Annotated in this window: 22 protein-coding genes and 2 pseudogenes; 14 read left to right on the plus strand and 10 right to left on the minus strand. The window is 68.6% G+C overall.

Features of this window, described 5'->3' with window-relative positions; all coding sequences use genetic code 11:
• Nucleotides 1-38: 38 nt before the first annotated feature.
• Together G4Q83_RS10160 and G4Q83_RS10165 are read left to right on the plus strand one after the other, a co-directional pair.
• Nucleotides 39-1,094 carry a DUF2272 domain-containing protein gene (locus G4Q83_RS10160; protein WP_128420833.1) on the plus strand — a complete coding sequence of 352 codons (1,056 nt, stop codon included), beginning with the start codon at nucleotides 39-41 and terminating at the stop codon, nucleotides 1,092-1,094.
• A 196-nt stretch (nucleotides 1,095-1,290) separates the two neighbouring features.
• The gene (locus tag G4Q83_RS10165; protein ID WP_128420834.1) at nucleotides 1,291-1,635 is read left to right on the plus strand and encodes a DUF3301 domain-containing protein; all 345 of its coding nucleotides are present in this window, start codon (nucleotides 1,291-1,293) and stop codon (nucleotides 1,633-1,635) included.
• A 136-nt stretch (nucleotides 1,636-1,771) separates the two neighbouring features.
• On the opposite strand, the gene G4Q83_RS10170 is transcribed toward G4Q83_RS10165, so the two are convergent.
• The 7 genes and pseudogenes from G4Q83_RS10170 to G4Q83_RS24570 form a co-directional block, all read right to left on the minus strand.
• On the minus strand, nucleotides 1,772-2,203 hold the full coding sequence (locus G4Q83_RS10170) for a ClpXP protease specificity-enhancing factor (RefSeq protein ID WP_128420835.1): 432 nt from the start codon (nucleotides 2,201-2,203) through the stop codon (nucleotides 1,772-1,774).
• Nucleotides 2,204-2,273: 70 nt separating this feature from the next.
• On the minus strand, nucleotides 2,274-2,909 hold the full coding sequence (locus G4Q83_RS10175; RefSeq protein WP_128420836.1) for a glutathione S-transferase N-terminal domain-containing protein: 636 nt from the start codon (nucleotides 2,907-2,909) through the stop codon (nucleotides 2,274-2,276).
• Nucleotides 2,910-3,079: 170 nt separating this feature from the next.
• Nucleotides 3,080-3,826 (minus strand): cytochrome c1, encoded by a 747-nt coding sequence (locus tag G4Q83_RS10180; RefSeq protein ID WP_170069177.1) that lies wholly within the window; start codon nucleotides 3,824-3,826, stop codon nucleotides 3,080-3,082.
• The gene (locus tag G4Q83_RS10185) at nucleotides 3,819-5,081 is read right to left on the minus strand and encodes a cytochrome b (RefSeq protein WP_128420837.1); all 1,263 of its coding nucleotides are present in this window, start codon (nucleotides 5,079-5,081) and stop codon (nucleotides 3,819-3,821) included. The genes G4Q83_RS10180 and G4Q83_RS10185 overlap by 8 nt, the downstream gene beginning before the upstream one ends.
• Before the next feature lie 3 nt (nucleotides 5,082-5,084).
• Complete coding sequence (gene petA, locus G4Q83_RS10190; protein ID WP_128420838.1) at nucleotides 5,085-5,708, minus strand: ubiquinol-cytochrome c reductase iron-sulfur subunit; 624 nt, start codon at nucleotides 5,706-5,708, stop codon at nucleotides 5,085-5,087.
• A gap of 138 nt (nucleotides 5,709-5,846) precedes the next feature.
• Nucleotides 5,847-6,800 carry a lytic transglycosylase domain-containing protein gene (locus G4Q83_RS10195; protein WP_128420839.1) on the minus strand — a complete coding sequence of 318 codons (954 nt, stop codon included), beginning with the start codon at nucleotides 6,798-6,800 and terminating at the stop codon, nucleotides 5,847-5,849.
• Nucleotides 6,801-6,903: 103 nt separating this feature from the next.
• Nucleotides 6,904-7,872 (minus strand): annotated as a pseudogene (locus G4Q83_RS24570) (helix-turn-helix transcriptional regulator).
• 76 nt (nucleotides 7,873-7,948) lie between these two features.
• Here G4Q83_RS24570 and G4Q83_RS10205 point away from each other — a divergent pair.
• Both G4Q83_RS10205 and G4Q83_RS10210 read left to right on the plus strand, forming a co-directional pair.
• Nucleotides 7,949-8,570 (plus strand): annotated as a pseudogene (locus G4Q83_RS10205) (glutathione S-transferase family protein).
• Between the two features lie 104 nt (nucleotides 8,571-8,674).
• A protein-coding gene (locus G4Q83_RS10210) for an IS5 family transposase (RefSeq protein WP_246432346.1) occupies nucleotides 8,675-9,438 on the plus strand; the annotation gives its coding sequence in 2 pieces (ribosomal slippage) (nucleotides 8,675-8,990 and nucleotides 8,990-9,438; 765 coding nt in all).
• A 6-nt stretch (nucleotides 9,439-9,444) separates the two neighbouring features.
• On the opposite strand, the gene G4Q83_RS10215 is transcribed toward G4Q83_RS10210, so the two are convergent.
• Nucleotides 9,445-10,308, minus strand: a complete 864-nt coding sequence (locus G4Q83_RS10215) for a hypothetical protein (RefSeq protein WP_128420995.1) — start codon at nucleotides 10,306-10,308, stop codon at nucleotides 9,445-9,447.
• 28 nt (nucleotides 10,309-10,336) lie between these two features.
• Here G4Q83_RS10215 and G4Q83_RS24575 point away from each other — a divergent pair, with 28 nt between their 5' ends.
• Nucleotides 10,337-10,717, plus strand: coding sequence for a glutathione S-transferase family protein (locus G4Q83_RS24575; protein WP_386273354.1), 381 nt, complete (start codon nucleotides 10,337-10,339; stop codon nucleotides 10,715-10,717).
• A gap of 71 nt (nucleotides 10,718-10,788) precedes the next feature.
• Nucleotides 10,789-12,234, plus strand: a complete 1,446-nt coding sequence (miaB, locus tag G4Q83_RS10225; RefSeq protein ID WP_128420996.1) for a tRNA (N6-isopentenyl adenosine(37)-C2)-methylthiotransferase MiaB — start codon at nucleotides 10,789-10,791, stop codon at nucleotides 12,232-12,234.
• Here the strand turns inward: miaB and G4Q83_RS10230 are convergent.
• Entirely contained in the window at nucleotides 12,155-12,616 is a 462-nt protein-coding gene (locus G4Q83_RS10230) for a helix-turn-helix domain-containing protein (protein ID WP_246432347.1), read from the minus strand. The two genes, miaB and G4Q83_RS10230, sit on opposite strands and share 80 nt — an antisense overlap.
• A 458-nt stretch (nucleotides 12,617-13,074) precedes the next feature.
• On the opposite strand from G4Q83_RS10230, the gene G4Q83_RS10235 reads away from it, so the two are divergent.
• The 8 genes from G4Q83_RS10235 to G4Q83_RS10270 all read left to right on the plus strand — a co-directional run bounded on the left by G4Q83_RS10235 (nucleotide 13,075) and on the right by G4Q83_RS10270 (nucleotide 19,256).
• Nucleotides 13,075-14,061 (plus strand): PhoH family protein, encoded by a 987-nt coding sequence (locus G4Q83_RS10235; protein ID WP_128420997.1) that lies wholly within the window; start codon nucleotides 13,075-13,077, stop codon nucleotides 14,059-14,061.
• A 115-nt stretch (nucleotides 14,062-14,176) separates the two neighbouring features.
• Entirely contained in the window at nucleotides 14,177-14,404 is a 228-nt protein-coding gene (locus tag G4Q83_RS10240; protein WP_128420998.1) for a hypothetical protein, read from the plus strand.
• A gap of 76 nt (nucleotides 14,405-14,480) precedes the next feature.
• Entirely contained in the window at nucleotides 14,481-14,753 is a 273-nt protein-coding gene (locus tag G4Q83_RS10245) for a hypothetical protein (RefSeq protein WP_128420999.1), read from the plus strand.
• Nucleotides 14,750-15,235: an rRNA maturation RNase YbeY gene (gene ybeY / locus G4Q83_RS10250; protein ID WP_128421000.1), complete on the plus strand. Its 486-nt coding sequence runs from the start codon at nucleotides 14,750-14,752 to the stop codon at nucleotides 15,233-15,235. Before G4Q83_RS10245 ends, ybeY begins: the two co-directional genes overlap by 4 nt.
• Before the next feature lie 147 nt (nucleotides 15,236-15,382).
• Nucleotides 15,383-15,955: a hypothetical protein gene (locus tag G4Q83_RS10255; protein ID WP_128421001.1), complete on the plus strand. Its 573-nt coding sequence runs from the start codon at nucleotides 15,383-15,385 to the stop codon at nucleotides 15,953-15,955.
• Between the two features lie 100 nt (nucleotides 15,956-16,055).
• A complete protein-coding gene (locus G4Q83_RS10260) occupies nucleotides 16,056-16,937 on the plus strand; it encodes a CorC family transporter (RefSeq protein ID WP_128421002.1) in 882 nt (293 codons plus the stop codon).
• A gap of 20 nt (nucleotides 16,938-16,957) precedes the next feature.
• A complete protein-coding gene (locus G4Q83_RS10265; RefSeq protein WP_246432380.1) occupies nucleotides 16,958-18,238 on the plus strand; it encodes a lipoprotein N-acyltransferase Lnb domain-containing protein in 1,281 nt (426 codons plus the stop codon).
• A 25-nt stretch (nucleotides 18,239-18,263) separates the two neighbouring features.
• On the plus strand, nucleotides 18,264-19,256 hold the full coding sequence (locus G4Q83_RS10270; protein ID WP_128421003.1) for a magnesium and cobalt transport protein CorA: 993 nt from the start codon (nucleotides 18,264-18,266) through the stop codon (nucleotides 19,254-19,256).
• Between the two features lie 137 nt (nucleotides 19,257-19,393).
• Here the strand turns inward: G4Q83_RS10270 and G4Q83_RS10275 are convergent, their stop codons facing one another.
• Nucleotides 19,394-20,758, minus strand: a complete 1,365-nt coding sequence (locus G4Q83_RS10275) for an NAD-dependent succinate-semialdehyde dehydrogenase (RefSeq protein WP_128421004.1) — start codon at nucleotides 20,756-20,758, stop codon at nucleotides 19,394-19,396.
• Nucleotides 20,759-20,905 lie beyond the last annotated feature (147 nt).

Consider the following 20,905-nt stretch of genomic DNA (forward strand, 5'->3'; position numbering starts at 1 on the left):
TGCGACGCTGCGCCCCCCCTCTCCTACCGAGTTCGCCGATGCGCCGCCCCTGGTTCGCGCTGTTGTGTGCCACCGCCCTGTTACCCGCCGGCCGCGCAGCCGCCGCGGAAGTGTGCGACCTGCCGCCGCGCTTCGGCCTGATCCCGGCCGCGGTGGCCATCGTGCGCACCGCCTGCAACGAGCACCGGCTGTGGTGGCGGCCATTCATCGATACCGGCGGCCGGCTCGCCGGCCTGCGCGTGACCGAGGCCGAGCGCGGCTATCTCGCCGATCACGGCATCGAGGCCTGGCAGCGCGTGGCCGCCTACTGGCGCGACAGCGGCACGCTGGGCGCGATGGGCGGCAGCGACGGCGCCGCCAGCTGCCAGGCGCTGGACGGCTCGCGCTACCGGCAAACGGACTGCCGCGCCTTCATCGTCGACAACCCGTGGTCGGCCGCGTTCGTGTCCTACGTGATGGTGCACGCCGGGGTGAGCGGCTTCCACAGTTCGGTACGACACATCGACTATATCCGCGCCGCCTACCAGGCCGGCGCCGAGGGGGTGCCGTACCGCTATGCCGATCCGCGGCAGGACAAGCCGGCGCCGGGCGACCTGTTGTGCTTCCTGCGCGGGCGCAAGCAGCCGCTGGGCGCGGCCGGCCTGCGCGAGGCGCTGGCGCGCGGCGGCGCGCTGCCGTGGGAATCGCATTGCGACATCGTGGTCGCGGCCAACGTCGGCGGCGACCGCACCCTGTACCTGATCGGCGGCAACGTGCTCAACGCGGTGACGATGCGCAAGCTGCCGCTGGACCGCGCCGGCCGGCTGCAGTTGAAGGCGCCGCTGGCGCAGGACCAGGCCGGCGACGACGGCGCCGGCCTGGAGTGCACGCCGGGCCGCGAGGAACTGTGCGACTTCAACCGCCAGGACTGGGCGGCGCTGCTGCAGTTGCAACCGCAGGCGCAGTTGCAGCCGCCGGCGCTGCCGGGCACGCTGCCCTCAGCGGATCCGGCGCCGACGGCAACGCCCGCCCGCGTGCCGGCCCCTGTACCGGCGACGCCCGTGCCGCCAACGACGGAACCGTCGCCCGCGCTAATGCAAGAGCGTCGGGACTGAAGTCCCTCCTACAAAACCCCGGTGATGGCGAACTCGGCTGGGCGACCTCGGCATCGGCCGCGACACGGCGCTCTCGACAAGGCCCGTCGCGACTGCAGTCGCTCCCTGGCAGCCGCGCAGAATCGAGTCCCATGACCGATCCCGATTCCCGATTCCCGCATTGCCGCCGCCCCCGGCGCCTCGCTACAGTGGCGCCATGCCCAGCCTGATCCTGCTGATGATTGCCGGCGCCGCGGTGTTCGCGTTCTGGAACGCATCGCGCGCCGCCGCCGAACGCGCCGAGATCCTCGGCCGCAATGCCTGCCAGGCCGCCGATGTGCAGTGGCTGGACCAGAGCGTGCACGGCACCGGGTTGCGCCTGCGGCGCCTGCCCAGCGGCTGGCTGGGCGTCGAGCGAACCTACCGCTTCGATTATTCCTACGATGGCGTGGATCGCCACAGCGGCCGCCTGGTGCTGCTCGGCGACCAACTGATCGCCTTTGCCGGGCCGTCGGTGACCACGGTGACGGCACTGCACGAAAGCCGCGCGCGGCGCGAGTGAGGCGTCGCCCCGGATTCGCCCAGGGCGCCGCGTTGCGGCGCGGCGCGCGCTTGGCGGACCGGCCTGCGCCGCTCCTGCGGTGGCGGCTCCGGCTGCCGCTGCATTCGCGCTGCCGGCGCGGACGCAAGCGCCGGCTTTACTTCACCACGCGCAGGTGCGGACGCTTGCCACCGGCGCCTTCGTCCGAACCGCCGGGGCGCGGCGGCGTATCGTCGCCCGGCGGCTCGCCGGGGCCGTGGATGTCGTCGGGCAGCGCCATGCCCTGACCGGTCTCGCGCGCATAGACCGCCAATACCGCGGCCATCGGCACCTGCACCGGATAGCTGACACCGCCGAAGCGCGCGGTGAAGCTGACGCCGTCATTGTCGATCTGCAGGCGCACCACCGCGCGCTCGGCGATGTTGAGCACCACCCGGCCGTCCTTGACCGCGCTCGGCGGCACCTGCACGTTGGGCAGGCCGGCATCCACCAGGATGTGCGGCGTCATGCCGTTGTCGTTGATCCACTCCACCAGCGCCCGCAACAGGTACGGGCGATGGCTGGTCATGCGGGAGATATCGTCGGTCATGCGCCAATTCTACGCGCCGGCAGCCGGCGCAACTCGGGGAAAACCGGATGCGCCGCGCGCGGCCGGAACATCAGGCCGGCAACTCGCGCAGTTTCTTTTCCTGATCCGTCAAGCTGCGGATGAATCCGGGATTGCGGAAGATGCGGTTGCCGTAGTCCTCGATCGCCTTGCCGTCCTTGGGCAACGGAATGTCCAGCGCCTGCAGGCGCCAGACGATCGGCGCCATCGCGCAATCGGCCAGGCTCATTTCCGGATTGAGGAAGAACTTGCTGGCCTTGAACAGCGGCACCGAGGCGGTCAGCAGTTCCTTGAGTCGCTTGCGCCCGGCCTCGGCCTGGGCCTTGTTGCCGAGCTGGATCGCCTGCACCTGCGGCACCCAGTCGTGCTCGATGCGCAGCATGGCCAGGCGCAGGCGCGCGCGCGACAGCGGATCGACCGGCATCAGCGGCGGATGCGGATAGCGCTCGTCCAGGTATTCGCTGACCACGGAGGCGGCATACAGCACCAGTTCGCGCTCCACCAGGGTCGGCACCGAATGGTAGGGATTGAGGTCGATCAGGTCTTCCGGCGGATTCTGCGGATCCACCGCCACGAAATCGTAGGTCACGCCCTTGGCCGCAAGCACCAGGCGCACACGGTGGCACAGGACATCATCCGTGGAGGAAAACAACGTCAAAGTATTTCGCATGCGCAAACTCACCGCCATTCAAGGCTCTCCGAAGACCGGAATCCGCCGGCCGCATCGATGCCGCCAACACCTTGCTGGCGGTCATCACGGCCCCAGAGTGTGCAACCCTCGCTCGCAAAAGCCAATAGGATGAACAGGGGATCGGGTCAGCAACGATGCAGCCGGCGCGGCGGCGGCGCGGCCGCCGCTCAGTGCACGTCCTTCCAGTATTCCTTCTTCAGCAGATAGGCCAGGAAGGTCAGCAGGGCCAGGAACAGCACCACCCACACGCCCAGGCTCTGCCGCTTCAGCGCCGCCGGTTCGCCGGCGTATTCGAGGAAATTGCTGATGTCGCGGACCGTCTGGTCGAACTGCGCCGGCGTCTCCTTGCCGGGCGAGGCCAGCTGCAGCCGCTCCACCGGCTTGTCCACGCCGGCCTGCTCGGCCTTGCCGTAGACCGGCTGCTGCAGGCCCTGCAGTTCCCACAGCGGATTGGGCATCGAGGCATTGGCGAACAGCTGATTGTTCCAGCCCAGCGGGCGCGACTGGTCCAGGTAGAACGACTTGAGGTAGGTGTAGATCCAGTCGGTACCGCGCACGCGCGCGATCAGGCTCAGGTCCGGCGGGGCCTTGCCGAACCATTTGCTCGCCGCGTCGTGCGGCATCGCCGCCTCGATGTGCTCGCCGACCTTGGCGCCGGTGAAGTTGAGGTTGTGCATCACCTGGTCCTCGCTCAGGCCGAGGTCCTCGGCCATGCGCGAGTAACGCAGGTACTTCAGCGAATGGCAGCCGGAGCAGTAGTTCATGAACAGCTTGGCGCCGCGCTGCAACGAGGCGCGGTCGCCGAGATCGTTGCCGGCCTGCTGGGTGGCGCCGCCCTCGGCGGCCAGCGCGGCGGCCGACAACAGCAGAGCGCAGGCGAAGCAGGCCAGGATGGCGATCGGGCGCTTAGTCATGGGTGGTCACCCGCTCCGGCACCGGCTTGGTCCGGTCCAGCGTGGTCCAGATCGGCATGGTCAGGAAGAATCCGAAATACAGCACGGTCAGCACGCGTCCGATGTAGGTCTCGCTGGCCTCGGTGCCAGGGCCGGAACCGATCACGCCCAGCCACACGAAGCACACCGCCAGCACGCCCAGCATCACCCTGGAGATCCAGCCGCGGTAGCGGATCGACTTGACCTTGGCGCGGTCCAGCCACGGCACCAGGAACAGGATCGCGATCGCCGAGAACATCACCAGCACGCCGCCGAGCTTGTTCGGCACCACCCGCAGCATCGCGTAGTACGGGGTGTAGTACCACACCGGCTTGATGTGTTCGGGCGTCACTAGGCGGTTGGCCTCGGTGAAGTTGTCGTGCTCCAGGAACAGGCCGCCGAAGGCCGGCACGAAGAAGATGATGAAGGCGCCGATCAGCAGCAGGAAGCCGACCCCGACCAGGTCCTTGACCGTGTAGTACGGATGGAACGGAATACCGTCGGCGGGCTTGTTCGGATCCCAGCGGTTGCCCTTGGGACCCTTCTTGATCTCCACGCCGTCGGGGTTGTTGGAACCGACCTCGTGCAGCGCGCCCAGGTGCAGCACCACCAGCAGCAACAGCACCAGCGGCAGCGCGATCACATGCAGCGCGAAGAAGCGGTTGAGGGTGGCGTCGGAGGGCAGGTAATCGCCCATGATCCACTCGGTCAGGCCGTTGCCGATCACCGGGATCGCGCCGAACAGCGAGATGATCACCTTGGCGCCCCAGAACGACATCTGCCCCCAGGGCAGCACGTAGCCCATGAACGCCTCGGCCATCAGCACCAGGTAGATCAGCATGCCGAGGATCCACACCAGCTCGCGCGGCTTCTTGTAGCTGCCGTAGAGCAGGCCGCGGAACATGTGCAGGTACACCACGATGAAGAACAGCGAGGCGCCGGTGGAGTGCATGTAGCGGATCAGCCAGCCCCACTCGACGTCGCGCATGATGTACTCGACCGAGTTGAACGCCTCGGCCGCGCTGGTCTTGTAGTGCATCGTCAGGAAGATGCCGGTGACGATCTGGTTGACCAGCACCACCATCGCCAGCGAACCGAAGTAGTACCAGAGGTTGAAGTTCTTCGGCGCGTAGTACTCGCTGACGTGCTTGCGGTAGAACGGCATCAGCCCCGGCGCGCGCACGTTGACCCAGTCGAACACGTTGCCCGCGGTGCGGGTCAGGAGATTGTCGGCCATGGCTTACGCGGCCCCCTTCGCGGACGAACTCGGATCGACGCCGATGATCAGCGTGTTGTCGTCCTGGTAGTGATGCGGGGGCACCAGCAGGTTGATCGGCGCGGGCACGCCCTGGAACACGCGCCCGGCCATGTCGAAGCGCGATTTGTGGCAAGGGCAGAAATAGCCGCCCTTCCATTGCGCATCGTAGGGTTCGGGGCGGATCTCGGCGACCATCTCCGGCGAGCAGCCCAGATGCGTGCACAACCCGACCAGCACCGAGATGTCCGGCTTGATCGAGCGGCCCTCGCCCTTGATGTAGGCCGGCTGCTGGTCGGCGACCTCGGACTTGGGGTCCTTGAGCCGCCCGTCCAGCGTCGGCAGCGCATCCAGGATCGCCTTGGAGCGCTTGACGATCCAGATCGGCTGACCGCGCCACTCCAGGATCAGGCGCTGGCCTTCCTGCAACGCGCTGATGTCGGCGGTGACCGGCGCGCCGGCCAGCTTGGCCTTGGCGCTGGGGTTCCAGGACTTGATGAAAGGAACCGCGACGAAACCCGCACCCACCGCGCCCACCACCGCCGTGGTGGCAGTGAGAAAGCAGCGGCGTCCCGCATTAACAGAATCGTTGACCCCATCGTTGGCCATCCGGCACTCCGATTTTTGATTGGGTAGCGTGAGGCTGCCAGCGACTCGGCGGGGGTCGAGCCGCATAAAATCCACTTGCAGTGTAGCGGAACCCTTAACGCGTAGACAATGCATCGGCGCGACGGCAACGAGAATGCCTCAATGCGCCGTCGCCAGCACGCCGCGATAGCGGTCGGCGAGCACGCCGACGCGCTGCACGTAGCGCTGCGTCTCGCTATAAGGCGGCACTCCGCCGTGTTTGTCTACCGCGCCCTCGCCGGCGTTGTAGCCGGCGGCGGCCAAGGTCAGGTTGCCGTTGAAGCGCTTCAGCAGCCAGGCCAGGTACTGCACGCCGCCGCGGATGTTCTGCGACGCATCGAACGAATCGCCGACCCCGAAGCGGCGCGCGGTGGGCGGCATCAGCTGCATCAGTCCCTGCGCGCCGGCGCGGCTCAGCGCCATCGGGTTGTACGCCGATTCGGCATGGATGATCGCACGCACCACCGCTTCGTCGACGCCGTACTCGCGCGCGGCGGCGGCGATCTCGCCCTGATAGGCGGTGGTGTTCAGGCGCACCGCGCCGAAGTTCAGCCCGGGGTTGGCGCAGGCGTAGCAGGTCTCGATGAAGCTGTAGTGGATGGTGCGCACCGTGCCGAGGCTGGCGACCTGGGTCGGCCGCGCGCTGGTGTAGTGGCGCACGCCGTCCTTCATGTAGGAGTAGACCTGGCCGCTGACCACCCGCCGCGGCGCGGCAGCCGTGCTGGCGGGCGCGGGAGCAGTCTTCGGCGCCACGCTGGCGGCGACCGGCGCCGGGGCCGCGGGCGGCCTGCTGATGATGGTGGCGGGGGCGCCGGACTCCGCTGTGGCCGCGACGATGACGGCGCGGCTGGGCGCGCGTTCGGCGGAGGCCGTGGCGAGCGCCGGCGCGGCGCGCGGGGTGCGGCGGGCCGGGACATAGCGACCGACCACGCTGCAACTGGCGCCAGCCACGCGCTTGCTGCCGTAGCTGGGCACGCCGTCGCCGCCGATGCATTTGTACAGGGTGCCGGCGCCGGCCGGCGATGCCGACAGCGTGGCGATTGCCAGCCCCAGAAACCCCACCATCCCCTTCATGGCGGCGAGTGTCCCAACTTCGCCGGCGCTTGCCAAGTGCGCGGCGGCGGCGGCGGGATCGGCCGCCCGTTTCGTCGCCAGTCCCGCGGCGCCGCGCCCCGGCTCACTCGGCCGAGGCCGGCAACTGCGCCAGCAGCGCGCCCAGCGCGGCGCGCAGTCCGCCCGTCACCGCCGGGTCGGCCTGCAGCGACGCGAACGGCACGCCCAGGGTCAGCAACTGCGCCGCCAGCCACGGCAGCGTTTCGGCGAGCATCGACAGCCTGCAATAGCCGTCCTCCTCGGCCTCCAGCACGCCGCACCAGGACGGGATGCGCGTCCCCAGTTCGGCGACGCTGCCGCAAAGCCGCGCGCTCAGTCCGAATTGCAGCGGCTGCGGACTGTGCTGGATCGCCGCGCGCACCATCGCCGCCGGATCGCACGGCGGCAGGCGCAGCGCGATGGTCTCGCCCGGCTGCAGCGGCAGCCCCATGCGCTAGACCCGGAACGTGCGCCAGTCGGCGCGATCGCGATCCCATCCCAACAGGTACCAGCGCCGGCCGTAGTTGACCAGGCGCAGCGGCTCGACCAGGCGCCGGCTGTCGCGCCCGGCGTAATCGCGGTAGCCGAAGCCGAGCAGGCGCCGGTCGCGGCAGGCGCTGGCGATGCCGATCAGCAGCCGGGTGTCGGCCAGCCTCAGGTCCTGGCCCAGCGACACGGTGACCGCCTGCAGCGCCCCGGCACGCTGCCGCACCCGCGCCGGCAGCAACGGATCGAGCTTGGCCAGCACCCGCAGCGCGGTGTCCTCCAGGCCGCCCATGCTGGCGGCGGCCGCGTGCAGCGCCACCGCGACGGTCACCGCCTCTTCGTCCTCGAACAGCAGCGGCAGCATCTGCGCGCCGGCCGCCAACCGGTAGCCGCCGCCGACGCCGGACGAGGCCTGCACCGCATAGCCCAGCGCACGCAGGCGCTCGATGTCGCGGCGCAGGCTGCGCCGGTCCACGCCCAGGCGCTGCGCCAGCTCGGCACCGGCCCAGACCCGGCGGGTCTGCAGCAGGCCGATCAGGCGCAGGGTGCGGGAGGCGGAAGAGGCCATGGCGCACGGTATTGCGGACAGGATCCGTCCGCAATACCGCCTAGCATGCACGCTCGACCACCCCGGAGTGCCCGCCATGTCCATCACCGACCGCCATGTCACGCTGTACCACAATCCCAGATCCCGCTCCAAGGGCGTCTTGATCCTGCTCGAGGAACTGGGCGCGGACTACGCGCTGGACCGCATCGACTTCGCCAGCGGCGCGCAGCTGGCCCCGGCCTACCCGGCGATCAACCCGATGGGCAAGGTGCCGGCGATCGTCCACGCCGCCGCGGTGGTCACCGAGCAGGTGGCGATCTACCAGTACCTGGCCGACCTCTACCCCGAAGCCGGCCTGGCCCCGCCGATCGGCGATCCGCGCCGCGGCCCGTACCTGCGCTGGCTGGCGTTCTATGGCTCGGCGTTCGAGCCGGCGCTGATCGACCGCGCGCTCAAGCGCGAGGCGCCGCCGCGGGCGATGTCGCCATACGCGGACTGCGACACGGTGATGGGCGTGGTCGACGACCAGCTGGCGCGCGGCGACTACCTGCTCGGCGCGCACTGCACCGCGGCCGACGTACCTGTGGGGCAGCGCGCTGGGCTGGATGGTCGGCTTCGGCTTGCTCGACCCGCCGGCGTCGACCCGCGCCTACCTCGCACGCATGGCGGCGCGGCCGGCGGTGCAGCGCGCGCAGAGGAGAGATGCCGGAAGCGGCTGAACCCATGGGGCGCCGGCCGTGGACGGCGCACCCTCGCAGCGGACGATTGGCGCCGTATCTAGGGCCTGTTAACACTAATGGCCCGAGCGTTTAAACTATCGGGCATGGAGATCACGCCAGCACAATCTTCCCTAATCGAACACTGCCTGCCGGCACAGCGCGGCAATGTCAGCATGACCAACCTGCAAGTGGTCAACGCCATCCTTTACGTTGCCGAGCATGGCTGCAAATGGCGCGGCCTGCCCAAGCGCTTTGGCAACTGGCACACGGTGTACACACGCATGAACCGCTGGGCCAAGGCGGGTGTGCTGGACCGGATGTTGGCCCAATTGCAGAAGTCCCAGATCGTGCGCATCAAAATCGAAGCAATCTCGCTGGACTCCACCAGCATCAAGGTGCATCCCGATGGCACGGGCGCATTAAAAAAAACGGTCCGCAGGCCGTCGGCAAGTCCCGCGGTGGATGGAACACCAAGATTCATATGGTTGCCGCAGATGCTCGAACAGCCATCACCTTTGGATTGACGCCTGGTAACGTGCATGACGCACCTGCAGGCCGCACGTTGCTTGAACACCTGGCGCCAGTGGAGCGGCCGATTCATTTGTTGATGGACCGTGCCTACGAAGGCAACCAAACCCGCCAGTTGGCGCTCGATCTTGGCTTCGTGCCGGTGGTCCCGCCGAAATCCAATCGGGTCGAGCCTTGGGAATACAACCGGGAGATGTACAAGCGGCGCAACGAAGTGGAGAGACTGTTCCGTCGCCTGAAAGGCTACCGCCGGATTTTCTCGCGCTTCGAGAAGCTGGATGCCATGTTCCTTGGATTCCTCAGCTTCGTCCTGGTCGTTGATGGGCTTCGGATGTGTTAACAGGCCCTAGTATAAAACAATCACGACATTACAAACCGAACCAGCACAGGTAATCTGTCGTATCTTTCCAGACTGCGGTCCATTGTGAACAATCCTGGCTCCTAATATCCGCATTTGATCGGCCATACGTGTCAGGTCATCGCCACCATAATTCGTCCATTCGCCACTGACTTCCTGGATGCCAGAAGGAATCAGCTGACCACCTTGGGTCCGCGCACTCCCTACCTCATAATGCCCATTGGCGCTGTCCAAGTCGATCTGAATCATCACACAGCTACCATCCTTAAAAACAATCCTGAAAATAAGATTTACTGCATCCTTCAAACCAAGATAGCTAACGCCGACATTTTTCAAATCAGCAATCGCCGTGAGTAGATTCGTCGACGTTACATCTGATATTACTTGGGCACGACCAGCCGCCGACTCCACCATTGCACGCATGTTGTAATCGCGAACAAATTCATAAGCAGCTTTATCAGAAACACTTGGATTGAGATTGAGCTTCAATACTGGAACGTTTATGATAGGCTTTAGCCCACCGCCCGCATTGTAAACTCGATGCGCCATATCCAATTCTTTAACCGCTGCCGCTGGAGGCGTCAATTTTGTAGGCGACTGCCCAGCAGACTGCACACCAAATCCTTCGCGGAAAGAGGAAAGTGGCTGCGTATTACTGGGACTCTGCGGCAGTCTCCATTGCTGAAGTATATTGCGATCAAGATTGTAGATAAAATGCGTACCCATACCCAAGACCTGAGCAGCCTGCTGAAACTCCCAATCTTGGGTGCAAGTATCACATCTCCCAACCTTTGCCTCGACGTTACCGATACATAAAAACATGATGAATGCGACTGCGCAATATTTCTTCATAGTTCCAACTCCCCCTGACCTTTTCCATTTGAATGATACGAAGATTCCGCCCATAGCCCCCAAGCGTCACAGCAGTACTGTCAAACGTCTCGCCTTTACCTACCTAGCACGGCCCATACACCACAGCGCCACACTCTATGATCTCAAGACAAAATCAATTGAAGATCCAGCATGGAATAGAAGAAATTTCGTAGACAATCGCGCATTGATACTGCAGCCGGCATGCTTACAAACAAAGCAACTCAATTCACATTGGATTGCCGATGCGCTGCGGGGCAGCGCGCTGGGCTGGATGGTCGGCTTCGGCCTGATGGACCCGCCGGCGCCGACCCGCGCCTACCTCGCACGCATGGCGGCGCGGCCGGTGGTGCAACACGTGCAGGCGATCGACGCGGCCGCCACGGCCTGAGCCGCCTGCGCGGCGCGACCTGCCCAGGTAGACTAGCCGGCTTCCTTTCCCACCCACCTGGATTCAGCACCATGACCGGGACCGTCCTGCATCCCCTGCCCTCCGCGCGCGCGCCAGCCGTGACCACGCCCGCGGTGCGCGGCAAGCTGTACATCAAGACCCACGGTTGCCAGATGAACGAGTACGACTCGGCCAAGATGGCCGACGTGCTCGCCGCCGCCGAGGGCCTGGAGCTGACCGACAACCCCGAAGAAGCCGACGTGGTGCTGGTCAACACCTGCTCGATCCGCGAGAAGGCGCAAGAGAAGGTGTTCAGCCAGCTCGGCCGCTGGCGCGCGCTCAAGGAGAACAGGCTCAAGGCCGGCGGCACGCCGGTGATCATCGGGGTCGGCGGCTGCGTGGCGTCGCAGGAGGGCGCGGCGATCGTCAAGCGCGCGCCGTACGTGGACCTGGTGTTCGGTCCGCAGACCCTGCACCGGCTGCCGGAACTGATCCGCGCGCGGCGCGCCTCGGGCAAGTCGCAGGTGGACATCAGCTTCCCCGAGGTCGAGAAGTTCGACCGCCTGCCGGAGCCGCGCGCCGAAGGCCCGTCGGCGTTCGTGTCGATCATGGAGGGCTGCTCCAAGTACTGCTCGTTCTGCGTGGTGCCCTACACCCGCGGCGAGGAGGTCAGCCGGCCGTTCGAGGATGTGCTGGTCGAGGTGGCGCAGCTCGCCGCGCAAGGCGTGCGCGAGATCAACCTGCTCGGGCAGAACGTCAACGCCTACCGCGGCCCCTACGGCGAGGGCGAGGACGTGCAGTACGCCGACCTCGGCCTGCTGATCCGCGCCATCGCCCAGATCGAGGGTGTCGGCCGCATCCGCTTCACCACCTCGCATCCGCTGGAGTTCAGCGATTCGCTGGTGGACGCCTACCGCGACGTGCCGCAGCTGGCCGACTACCTGCACCTGCCGGTGCAGGCCGGCAGCGACCGCATCCTCAGCGCGATGAAGCGCGGCTACACCGCGCTGGAGTTCAAGCAGAAGATCCGCAGGCTGCGCGCGGTGCGCCCGGACATCTCGATCAGTTCGGACTTCATCGTCGGCTTTCCCGGCGAGACCGACGCCGACTTCGACAAGACCATGAAACTGATCGAGGACGTGGGCTTCGACCAGAGCTTCTCCTTCATCTACTCGCGCCGCCCCGGCACGCCCGCCGCCGACCTGGAAGACGACACCCCCGAGGCGGTCAAGCATGCACGGCTGGCGCGGCTGCAAGCGCACATCAACGCGCATTCGCTGCAGCTCTCGCGCGCCATGGTCGGCAGCGTGCGGACGGTCCTAGTCGAAGGCCCGTCGAAGAAGAACCCGGCCGAGCTCACCGGCAAGACCGAGAACATGCGCTCGGTGAACTTCCCCGGGCCGCCGCGCCTGGTCGGCCAGTTCGTCGACGTGCTGATCACCGAGGCGCTGAGCAACTCGCTGCGCGGCCGCGTGCAGCTGGACGCGACAGCCGACGCGCCGGCGGCGGCGCGCTAGTCCAGTTCGGTGAGCAAGCGCTCGCCGCGCGCGCCGATGGCGAGCGCGCGCGAGTTCGGAATGCTGCCACCAGCGCGCCGGCGACATGGCCGCAGCGCTCGCTCCAGTCCAGGCGCGGCCGGCGCAGCGGCCTGCGTGCCCGGCGCAGCGCCGGATCGGCCGGGCCGGCCGGCGACGGCGGCGCCAGCCCCATCAGCGACTTGAGCGCGACCTCGGCGCCCGCCAGGTGGAAATAGCGGTGGCGCCCCTGCCGCGCCACCCGGACCAAGCCGGCCTCCCGCAGCTGCGCCAGGTGCCGGCTCGCCGTGGACGGTGCGACCGCGCCGTCCAGCGCCAGTTCGCTGGCGGTGCGCACCTGGCCGCTCATCAGCGCGGCCACCATGCGCCCGCGGGCCGCGTCTCCCAGCAGGAAGGCGACGCGGGACGACAGGGCGGGCTCGGTCGTGCCTCGATTCTAGACGAAACGTGCGCACCGCCGCGACCTGACGCGCCGGCTTTCACGACCGGCACGACGATGACCAGTCCAGCGACCACGACCACCGCCTGGTGCTGGTCGTGGGCGACCTCGCCGCCGCGCGTGGTCGCGCACGCGTGGATGCGCGACCACGCACCGCCTGCCTGACGCCGCCGCCTGAGGAGCCGGTGCGGATTTTTCGCCAGACGCCTGCAGACGCCCGCCGCGCAAGGGCTGCGGCGGCGTGTCCACAGCCTGCCACGGCCGCGCTCTACAGCGGCTGTGGACAAGTGTGCGGCCGGCCGCGTCGCTGGCCGGACAAGCCGGCGCGCGCTACCCTTTACTTCCCTACTTCCGACGCCGCGGCTCCGCGGCGTGCGCCTGCCATGACCGTCCCCGCGCAACGCGACTTCACCCTCGATCCCGCCGACACCGAGCGGCTGGCCAACCTGGCCGGTCCGTTCGACGCGCACCTGCGCCAGATCGAACTCAAGCTCGGCGTGGAGATCGCCAACCGCGGCAACGTGTTCCGCGTCACCGGCCCGGCCAGCGCCGCCGCCGCCGCCGAAACCCTGCTGCGCGCGCTCTACGACGAGGCCGCCGGCACCGTCTTCGACAGCCACGCCATCCACCTGCGCCTGAACGACGCCAACGTCGCGCACGTGGCAGAACGCGCCTACGCCCCGCAGGAGGTCGCGATCAAGGTCAAGCGCGGCACCGTGCGCGGGCGCGGCGCCAACCAGGCCAGGTACCTGCATTCGATCGCCACCCACGACATCAACTTCGGCATCGGCCCGGCCGGCACCGGCAAGACCTTCCTGGCCGTGGCCAGCGCGGTGGAGGCGCTGAACGAATCGCGGGTGCAGCGCCTGATCCTGGTGCGCCCAGCGGTGGAGGCCGGCGAGAAGCTGGGCTTCCTGCCCGGCGACCTCAGCCAGAAGGTCGACCCCTACCTGCGCCCGCTGTACGACGCGCTCTACGAGATGCTGGGCGTGGAAAAGGTGGTCAAGCTGCTGGAGAAGAACGTCATCGAGATCGCGCCGCTGGCCTACATGCGCGGACGCACCCTCAACGACGCCTATGTGATCCTGGACGAGGCGCAGAACACCACCATCGAGCAGATGAAGATGTTCCTGACCCGGCTGGGCTTCGGCTCCACCGCCGTGGTCACCGGCGACCTCACCCAGATCGACCTGCCCAAGCACGTCAAGTCCGGCCTGCGCGACGCGATCGAGGTGCTGCACGAGGTCGAGGGCGTCAGCTTCACCTTCTTCGAGGCGCGCGACGTGGTGCGGCACCCGCTGGTGGCGCGCATCGTCACCGCCTACGAAAAGCGCGACATCGCCGACAAGTCGACCGGGCCGGCGCCGTGACGCTGCGCCGGGCGGGCTTCGCCCTGGCCGTCTTGCTCGGCGCAGCCTGCAGCGGCCTCGCCCTGGCCCGGCCCTCGGTGCACATTCCCACCACACAGCAACGGGCCGCGGCCCCATGAGCATGGCGCCACCGTGCCTGGCGGCGGTGGTCGAGCAGGCGACCATCCGCCTGCCGGCCGTCGAGCCGGAACGCGGCGCCGCGCCCGAAGACGATGCGCAGCGGCTGGCCTGGATTGCCGCAGGGCGGGCGCAGCGCCTCCTATCGCACCGCTGCCGGCGGACCGCCGTTGCCGATGCTCATCGAGTGCGTCACCCGATCCCGCCGTCCGCCGCCGACGCCTGAGGGTCGCCGGCGTGCGAGCGCTCAATTCCGGGGCGGCATGGCCTACACTGCCGCCACGTTCCGCCCAGGAGCTGCCGTGTTCCGTAGCTGCTCGCCGTTGTGCGCCGGTCTGCTGTCGATGGCAACGGGCGCGGTGTCCGCCAAGCCGAAGCAAGCGTCCGCCCCGTCGCGCGCCTACGTGGACACCAGTTACCCGATCGCGCCGAAAGCGGTGGGCGATTGCGCGCTCACCCGCCGTAACCACGACCCGGCCGCCAAGCTGGCCGGCGCGGGCTTCGTACGCATTGGCGACTTCGCAAGCGCGATACTGTCGCCTCCTGTCCGAACTGAATTGCCGGTATCGCCATGACCAAAGGCCCGGTCCACCTCGACGTCGGCGTCAGCTACGCCCTGCCCCGTGCCGGGCTGCCGGCGGCGGCGAGCTTCCGCAAATGGGTGGCTGCGGCGCTGAACGGCCGCATCCGCGAAGCCGACCTGGCGATCCGCCTGGTCGACGCCAAGGAAGGCCGCGCACTGAACCACCACTACCGCGGCAAAGACTACGCCACCAACGTGCTCAGCTTCCCGGCCGAGTTGCCCGAGGGCCTGCCCAAGGGGATCAAGCTGCCGTTGCTCGGCGACCTGGTGATCTGCGCGCCGGTGGTGGCGCGCGAGGCGGCCGAACAGGACAAGCCGCTCAACGCCCACTATGCGCACCTGACTGTGCACGGCGTGCTGCACCTGCTCGGCTGGGACCACGAGGACGACAAGGAAGCCGATGCGATGGAACAGCTGGAGCGCGAGATCCTGGCCGACCTGGGGGTGGACGACCCCTACGCCGGGGAACGCTGACGCCTGACGGACGCACTGTGCCCGCTCTGCCTGGCCAGCGCGTGGCCGACGCCGTCCAATGCGGGACGGTGGCTGGTCAAGCGCCGGCGTCCGCGTTACCGTTGCCGCGCGGCCGCCACCCCGCTCTCCGGCCCGAGGTCCTGCACGTTGATCCGTCCATCGCTCCTTCTGCTCGCGCTCGCGTCCGCGCCGCCCGTGTCCGCCGCGCCAGCGCCGGCCATCGATCTGCCGGCGCTGCTCGAATGCCGCCAGCGCGTGGCCGACTTCGCCGCGCTGGGGCCGCTGCTGGCCGATCCGCTGAAGGCGGTGGCGCAGGGCTGGCGGCCGTTGCCGCAGTCCAACCTGTTCATGAGCGAGTACGCGCTGGTGCGCCCGATCCAGGCGTTCGGCCATAGCACCACGCGTATCGCGGTGGCCGGCGCCAGCGTGATGGCGGTGCTGGACCTGCCCGATCCGCGGCCGCTGGCCAGGCAGTTGCGGCTGGAAGCGGCGGTGGACACGCCGGAGAAGGCGATGTTCGGCCGCGAGGTGGTCAGCCGCGACGTGACCGACCCCAAGACCGGCGAGCCGATGATCGAATCGATCATCCTCAGCCTATCCACGGTGAAGTCGCATCCGGGCAAGACCCTGGCCGGCTGCAGCTACAGCCTGGACCTGCCGGAGGATCCCGACGCCGCACCGGCGCCGGACCCGCTGCACACGCCCGCCGGCGGCGGCTGAACCCGTGTCGGCAGCCGCCCGCGGCGTCGCCGTGCCGTCGCGGCGGCCCTGCTAGACTTGCCGCCACCGCCCGGCAGGCCGGGTGCCGTATCCACAGAGCATGTCAGAAGACGACGCTAGTAGCACCCCTTCGGAAACCCACGAAAAACGCCGCGGCTGGCTGGAACGTCTCAGCTCGGTCTTCTCCGGCGACCCGCACACCCGCGACGACCTGGTCGAGGTGCTGCGCGACGCCCGGCACGACGGGCTGATCGCCGCCGACACCCTGCGCATGATGGAAGGCGCACTGTCGGTGTCCGAACTCACCGTCGGCGACGTGATGATCTCGCGCTCGCAGATGGTGTCGCTGCCGGTGGAATCGCGTTTCCTCGACCTGATGAAGCAGGTGGTCGAATCCGGCCACTCGCGCTTCCCGGTGCATGGCGAGAACAAGGACGACATCCTCGGCATCCTGCTGGCCAAGGACCTGCTGCGCGGCGTGGTCGCCGACCACGGCCCCGGCACGGTGCGCGAACTGCTGCGCCCGGCGGTGCTGATTCCCGAGTCGAAGAAGCTCAACGTATTGCTCAAGGAGTTCCGGCTCTCGCGCAACCACATGGCGATCGTGGTCGACGAGTACGGCGGCGTCGCCGGCCTGGTGACCATCGAGGACGTGCTGGAACAGATCGTCGGCGAGATCGACGACGAGCACGACGACGCCGAGGACGAAGCCTCGCTGATCGCCGCGCAGGCCGACGGCCAGTACGTGGTCGACGCGCTGACCCCGATCGAGGATTTCAACGAACGCTTCGGCGCCGATTTCTCCGACGACGACTACGACACCGTCGGCGGCCTGGTCACCGAGGCCATCGGCCACCTGCCGGAAACCGGCGAGGAACTGACCCTGGGGCGGTTCGCGTTCCGCGTGGCGCGCGCCGACGCGCGCCGGGTGCAGGCTTTTCACGTCACCATCCTACCGCACGACCCGCAGGAAGACGCTTGACCGCTCGCCCGCCGTCGCCGATGCCGGCGCGCGGCTGGCCGCAGCGGCTGCTGGGCGCGCTGCTGGGCTGCTGCGCGGCGCTGGCGTTCGCGCGGGCCGGCAGTGCGGACCCGGCCGCGCCGCCCGCGCTGGCGCCCGCCTCCACCGCAGCGCCCGTTGCCGGCCCGTCCAGCGACGACGCGTCGGCGCCGGCGCCGCGGATCGGCGTGGCCACGATGCAGCCGGGCGAGGTGTTCTTCGAGCGCTTCGGCCACGATGCGATCGTGGTGGTGGATCCGCGCAGCGGCCAGGCCACCTCGTACAACTTCGGCTTCTTCGACCCCAGCGAGCCGGACTTCGTCAGCCGCTTCGCCGCCGGCGACATGATGTACTACCTGGTCGCCCTGTCCTTGCAGGACGACCTGGCGCAGTACCGCGACGCCGGCCGCGGCGTGGACATCCAGTGGCTGGACATGGAACCGGCGCAGGCGCGCGCGCTGCAACAGGCGCTGGCCTGGCGCGCGCGGCCGGAGAACGCGCGCTACCGCTACGACTACTACACCGCCAACTGCGCCACCATGGTCCGCGACGCGCTGGACCGGGCGCTGGACGGCGCGCTGCACGCGCAACTGTCCGGGCGCTCGCGCGGCAACACCTACCGCAGCGAATCGGTGCGCCTGGCCTCGCCGGCGCCGTGGATGTGGCTGGGCTTCGACCTGGGCCTGGGCCCGTTCGCCGACAAACCGTTGTCGCGCTGGGAAGAGGCGTTCGTGCCGATGCGCCTGGCCGAGAGCCTGGGCGAGGTGCGCAACCGCGCCGGACGCCCGCTGGTACAGGCACGCCAGCCGTTGCTGCCGCAGCGGCTGCCGCCGGAGCCGACGGAGCAGGCGCGGCACTGGTGGCCGTGGCTGCTGGCCGGGCTGCTGGTCGCCGCCGCCGTGCTCGCGCTGACGCGACGGCCACGCGCGCTGGCCGCGCTGGCACTGCCGTTCTGGCTGCTGTGCGCACTCGGCGGCGGCGTGCTGCTGTACCTGTGGGGCTTCAGCGACCACCGCGCGGCCTGGGCCAACCGCAACCTGCTGCTGCTCGACCCGCTGTGCCTGCTGCTGGTCGGCGGCGCCATCGCCGAACTGTGCGGGCGCCGGCCCGGACGCTGGTTCGGCGTGCTGCTGTGGTCGGTGGTGGCCCTGGCCGGCGCGGCATTGCTGATCCATTGGCTGTCGATGCTGCAGCCGCAGTTCAACCTGCAATGGATCGCCCTGCTGCTGCCGGTGCATGCGGCGCTGGCCTGGGCGTTCACGCGGCGCCGCTTGCAGCGCTGATCCCGCCCGCGCACGATTCCCGCCCATGGCCTGCGTTCCCGAAAATCCCGCCTGCGTCATCAACTGCGTGCACTACGACGGCCACGGCCGCCGCCGCGACATCGCCCTGGCGCAGATCAGCGACGTGCTGGCCGGCGACGACGGCTTCGTCTGGGTCGGCATGTACGAACCGGCCGACGACGTGCTGCAGCAGCTGCAGGAAGAGTTCCAGCTGCACGACCTGGCGATCGAGGACACGCGCAAGGCGCACCAGCGGCCCAAGGTCGAGGCCTACGGTAATTCACTGTTCCTGGCGGTGCACACCGCGCAGGTGATCGACGAGCGCATCGTCTACGGCGAGACCCACGCCTTCCTCGGCGCGCGTTTCCTGCTGACCGTGCGCCACGGCGCCTCGCTGCCGTACGCGCCGGTGCGCGAACGCCTGGAGCGCGAGGCGGCGCTGATGCAGCTCGGCCCGTCCTACGCGCTGTACGCGGTGCTGGACTACATCGTCGACAACTACCAGCCGATCCTGGACGAATTCCGGCACAGCCTGGAGCGCCTGGAGAAGGACATCTTCGCCGAGGCCTACCGCCGCGACACCGCGATCCGCCTGTACGAACTCAAGCGCGAGCTCAACCAGATGCGCCTGGGCGTGGCGCCGCTGCAGGACGTGCTGGCCCACCTCAAGCGCACCCCCGGCCCGCTGATCCCCGACGAAGTGCGGCTGTACGTGCGCGACGTGCTCGACCACGCGGTGCGCACCAACGAGGCGATCGACACCTTGCGCGAGATGCTGGGCACCGCGCTGAGCGTGAACCTGTCGCTGGTGACCCTGGCCCAGGGCGAGACGGTCAAGCGCCTGGGCGCCTGGGCCGCGCTGCTGGCCGCCCCGACCCTGATCACCAGCTGGTACGGCATGAACTTCAAGCAGATGCCGGAACTGGAATGGCCCTGGGCCTACCCGCTGATGGTCGGCGGCGTGGCCGCGGTGTGCCTGGGGCTGTATGTGGCGTTCAAGCGGGCGCGGTGGTTGTGAGGCCGCGACCCGGGACCCGGAAAAGGCGCATCGCCGGTAACAAAACCTGCGCGCGCGACGGCAACGTTCTGCTGAAGCCTGGTGTGCCTTCGACTCTGCCGTTCCGGGTCCAGGGTCCAGGGTCCCGAGTCCCGGCCTCACCCCACATACACCGACTTGATGTTCATGAACTCATGAATCCCATGCTCGGCCAGTTCGCGGCCGAAGCCTGAGCGCTTGATGCCGCCGAACGGCAGGCGCACGTCGCTCTTGACGATGGCGTTGACGAAGGCCGCGCCGCACTGCAGCTGGCGGGCGACGCGCTCGCCGCGGGCGCGGTCGGCGCTCCACACGCTGCCGCCCAGGCCGAAGCTGGTGTCGTTGGCCACGCGGACCGCCTCCGCCTCGTCGGCCACGCGCAGGATCGCGGCGACCGGGCCGAACAGTTCCTCGTCGTAGGCCGGCATGCCCGGCACCACCTTGTCCAGGATCGAGGCCGGATAGCCGGCATGGGTCTCGGTGTCGGGTGCGCCGCCGAGCAAGGCCACCGCGCCCTTGGCGAGGCTGGCCTGCACCTGCTTGTGCAGTTCGTCGCGCAGGTCCTGCCGCGCCAGCGGCGCCAGCGTGGTCGCTTCGTCCTGCGGATCGCCGAGCCGGCGCTCGGCCGCGGCGGCGACGAATCGGCGCACGAAGTCGTCGGCGATCGCCTCCACCACCACGAAGCGCTTGGCCGCGATGCAGGTCTGCCCGGCGTTGTCGAAGCGCGACTTCACCGCCGCGGCCACGGTCAGCTCCAGGTCGGCGTCGTCCAGCACCACGAAGGCGTCGCTGCCGCCCAGCTCCATCACGCACTTCTTCAGCTGACCGCCGGCGTTGGCGGCGATCGAGCGGCCGGCGCGCTCGCTGCCGGTCAGGGTCACCGCGGCGATACGCGCATCGCGCAGCACCTCGGCGGCCTGGTCGTTGTCGATGTGCAGCACGTCGAACACGCCGGTAGGTACGCCGGCGGCGGCGAGCGCGGCGTGGATCGCGTCGGCGCAGCGCGGCACGTTGCTGGCGTGCTTGAGCAGGGTCACGTTGCCGGCCATCAGCGCCGGCGCCAGGAACCGGAACACCTGCCAGATCGGGAAGTTCCACGGCATCACCGCCAGCACGCAGCCCAGCGGCTCGTAGCGCACGTAGCTGCGCTGCGCGTCGGTGGCGATCGGCAGTTCGCGCAGGTAGTCGGCGGCGTGTTCGGCGTAGTAGTCGCAGGCATCGGCGCACTTGTCGATCTCGGCCAGCGCCTCCTTGCGCAGCTTGCCCATCTCCGCGGTCATCACCCGCTGGATGTCCCCGCGGCGCGCGCGCAACTGCGCGCCGACCTGGCGCAGCAACGCGCCGCGCTGCTCCAGCGGCGTCGCCGCCCAGGCGGGAAACGCCTGCGCGGACGCGGCCAGGCGCTGCTCGACGACGGCGGCATCCATCAGTGCGAGACGGTATTCGACCTGGCCGGTGGCGGGATTGACGGTGTCGTAAGGCATCGCGGCGGATTCCTGGAAAAAGTCCGCTCAGCCTAGCGCCGCGAAGGTTGCGGCGGCGTCGGGACGCGGCGGTCGCGATGGACCGCAGCATTCTGCGGAGCGACTTGTTGTGGCAGCGACTCCGGGTGGCCTCAAAATACCTGAGGC

Origin of the sequence: Xanthomonas theicola (assembly GCF_014236795.1) — a bacterium.
Taxonomy (GTDB): domain Bacteria; phylum Pseudomonadota; class Gammaproteobacteria; order Xanthomonadales; family Xanthomonadaceae; genus Xanthomonas_A; species Xanthomonas_A theicola.

Bases quoted from the DNA above. Each gene is read 5' to 3' on its own strand.
- petA (WP_128420838.1), bottom strand. From the start codon at position 5,708: ATGGCCAACGATGGGGTCAACGATTCTGTTAATGCGGGACGCCGCTGC.
- G4Q83_RS10180 (WP_170069177.1), bottom strand. From the start codon at position 3,826: ATGACTAAGCGCCCGATCGCCATCCTGGCCTGCTTCGCCTGCGCTCTG.
- G4Q83_RS10195 (WP_128420839.1), bottom strand. From the start codon at position 6,800: ATGAAGGGGATGGTGGGGTTTCTGGGGCTGGCAATCGCCACGCTGTCG.
- G4Q83_RS10265 (WP_246432380.1), top strand. From the start codon at position 16,958: ATGCCGGCGCGCGGCTGGCCGCAGCGGCTGCTGGGCGCGCTGCTGGGC.
- miaB (WP_128420996.1), top strand. From the start codon at position 10,789: ATGACCGGGACCGTCCTGCATCCCCTGCCCTCCGCGCGCGCGCCAGCC.
- G4Q83_RS10235 (WP_128420997.1), top strand. From the start codon at position 13,075: ATGACCGTCCCCGCGCAACGCGACTTCACCCTCGATCCCGCCGACACC.
- G4Q83_RS10175 (WP_128420836.1), bottom strand. From the start codon at position 2,909: ATGGCGGTGAGTTTGCGCATGCGAAATACTTTGACGTTGTTTTCCTCC.
- ybeY (WP_128421000.1), top strand. From the start codon at position 14,750: ATGACCAAAGGCCCGGTCCACCTCGACGTCGGCGTCAGCTACGCCCTG.
- G4Q83_RS10230 (WP_246432347.1), bottom strand. From the start codon at position 12,616: ATGGTGGCCGCGCTGATGAGCGGCCAGGTGCGCACCGCCAGCGAACTG.
- G4Q83_RS10165 (WP_128420834.1), top strand. From the start codon at position 1,291: ATGCCCAGCCTGATCCTGCTGATGATTGCCGGCGCCGCGGTGTTCGCG.
- G4Q83_RS10215 (WP_128420995.1), bottom strand. From the start codon at position 10,308: ATGAAGAAATATTGCGCAGTCGCATTCATCATGTTTTTATGTATCGGT.
- G4Q83_RS10160 (WP_128420833.1), top strand. From the start codon at position 39: ATGCGCCGCCCCTGGTTCGCGCTGTTGTGTGCCACCGCCCTGTTACCC.
- G4Q83_RS10170 (WP_128420835.1), bottom strand. From the start codon at position 2,203: ATGACCGACGATATCTCCCGCATGACCAGCCATCGCCCGTACCTGTTG.
- G4Q83_RS10275 (WP_128421004.1), bottom strand. From the start codon at position 20,758: ATGCCTTACGACACCGTCAATCCCGCCACCGGCCAGGTCGAATACCGT.
- G4Q83_RS10260 (WP_128421002.1), top strand. From the start codon at position 16,056: ATGTCAGAAGACGACGCTAGTAGCACCCCTTCGGAAACCCACGAAAAA.
- G4Q83_RS10270 (WP_128421003.1), top strand. From the start codon at position 18,264: ATGGCCTGCGTTCCCGAAAATCCCGCCTGCGTCATCAACTGCGTGCAC.
- G4Q83_RS10185 (WP_128420837.1), bottom strand. From the start codon at position 5,081: ATGGCCGACAATCTCCTGACCCGCACCGCGGGCAACGTGTTCGACTGG.
- G4Q83_RS10240 (WP_128420998.1), top strand. From the start codon at position 14,177: ATGAGCATGGCGCCACCGTGCCTGGCGGCGGTGGTCGAGCAGGCGACC.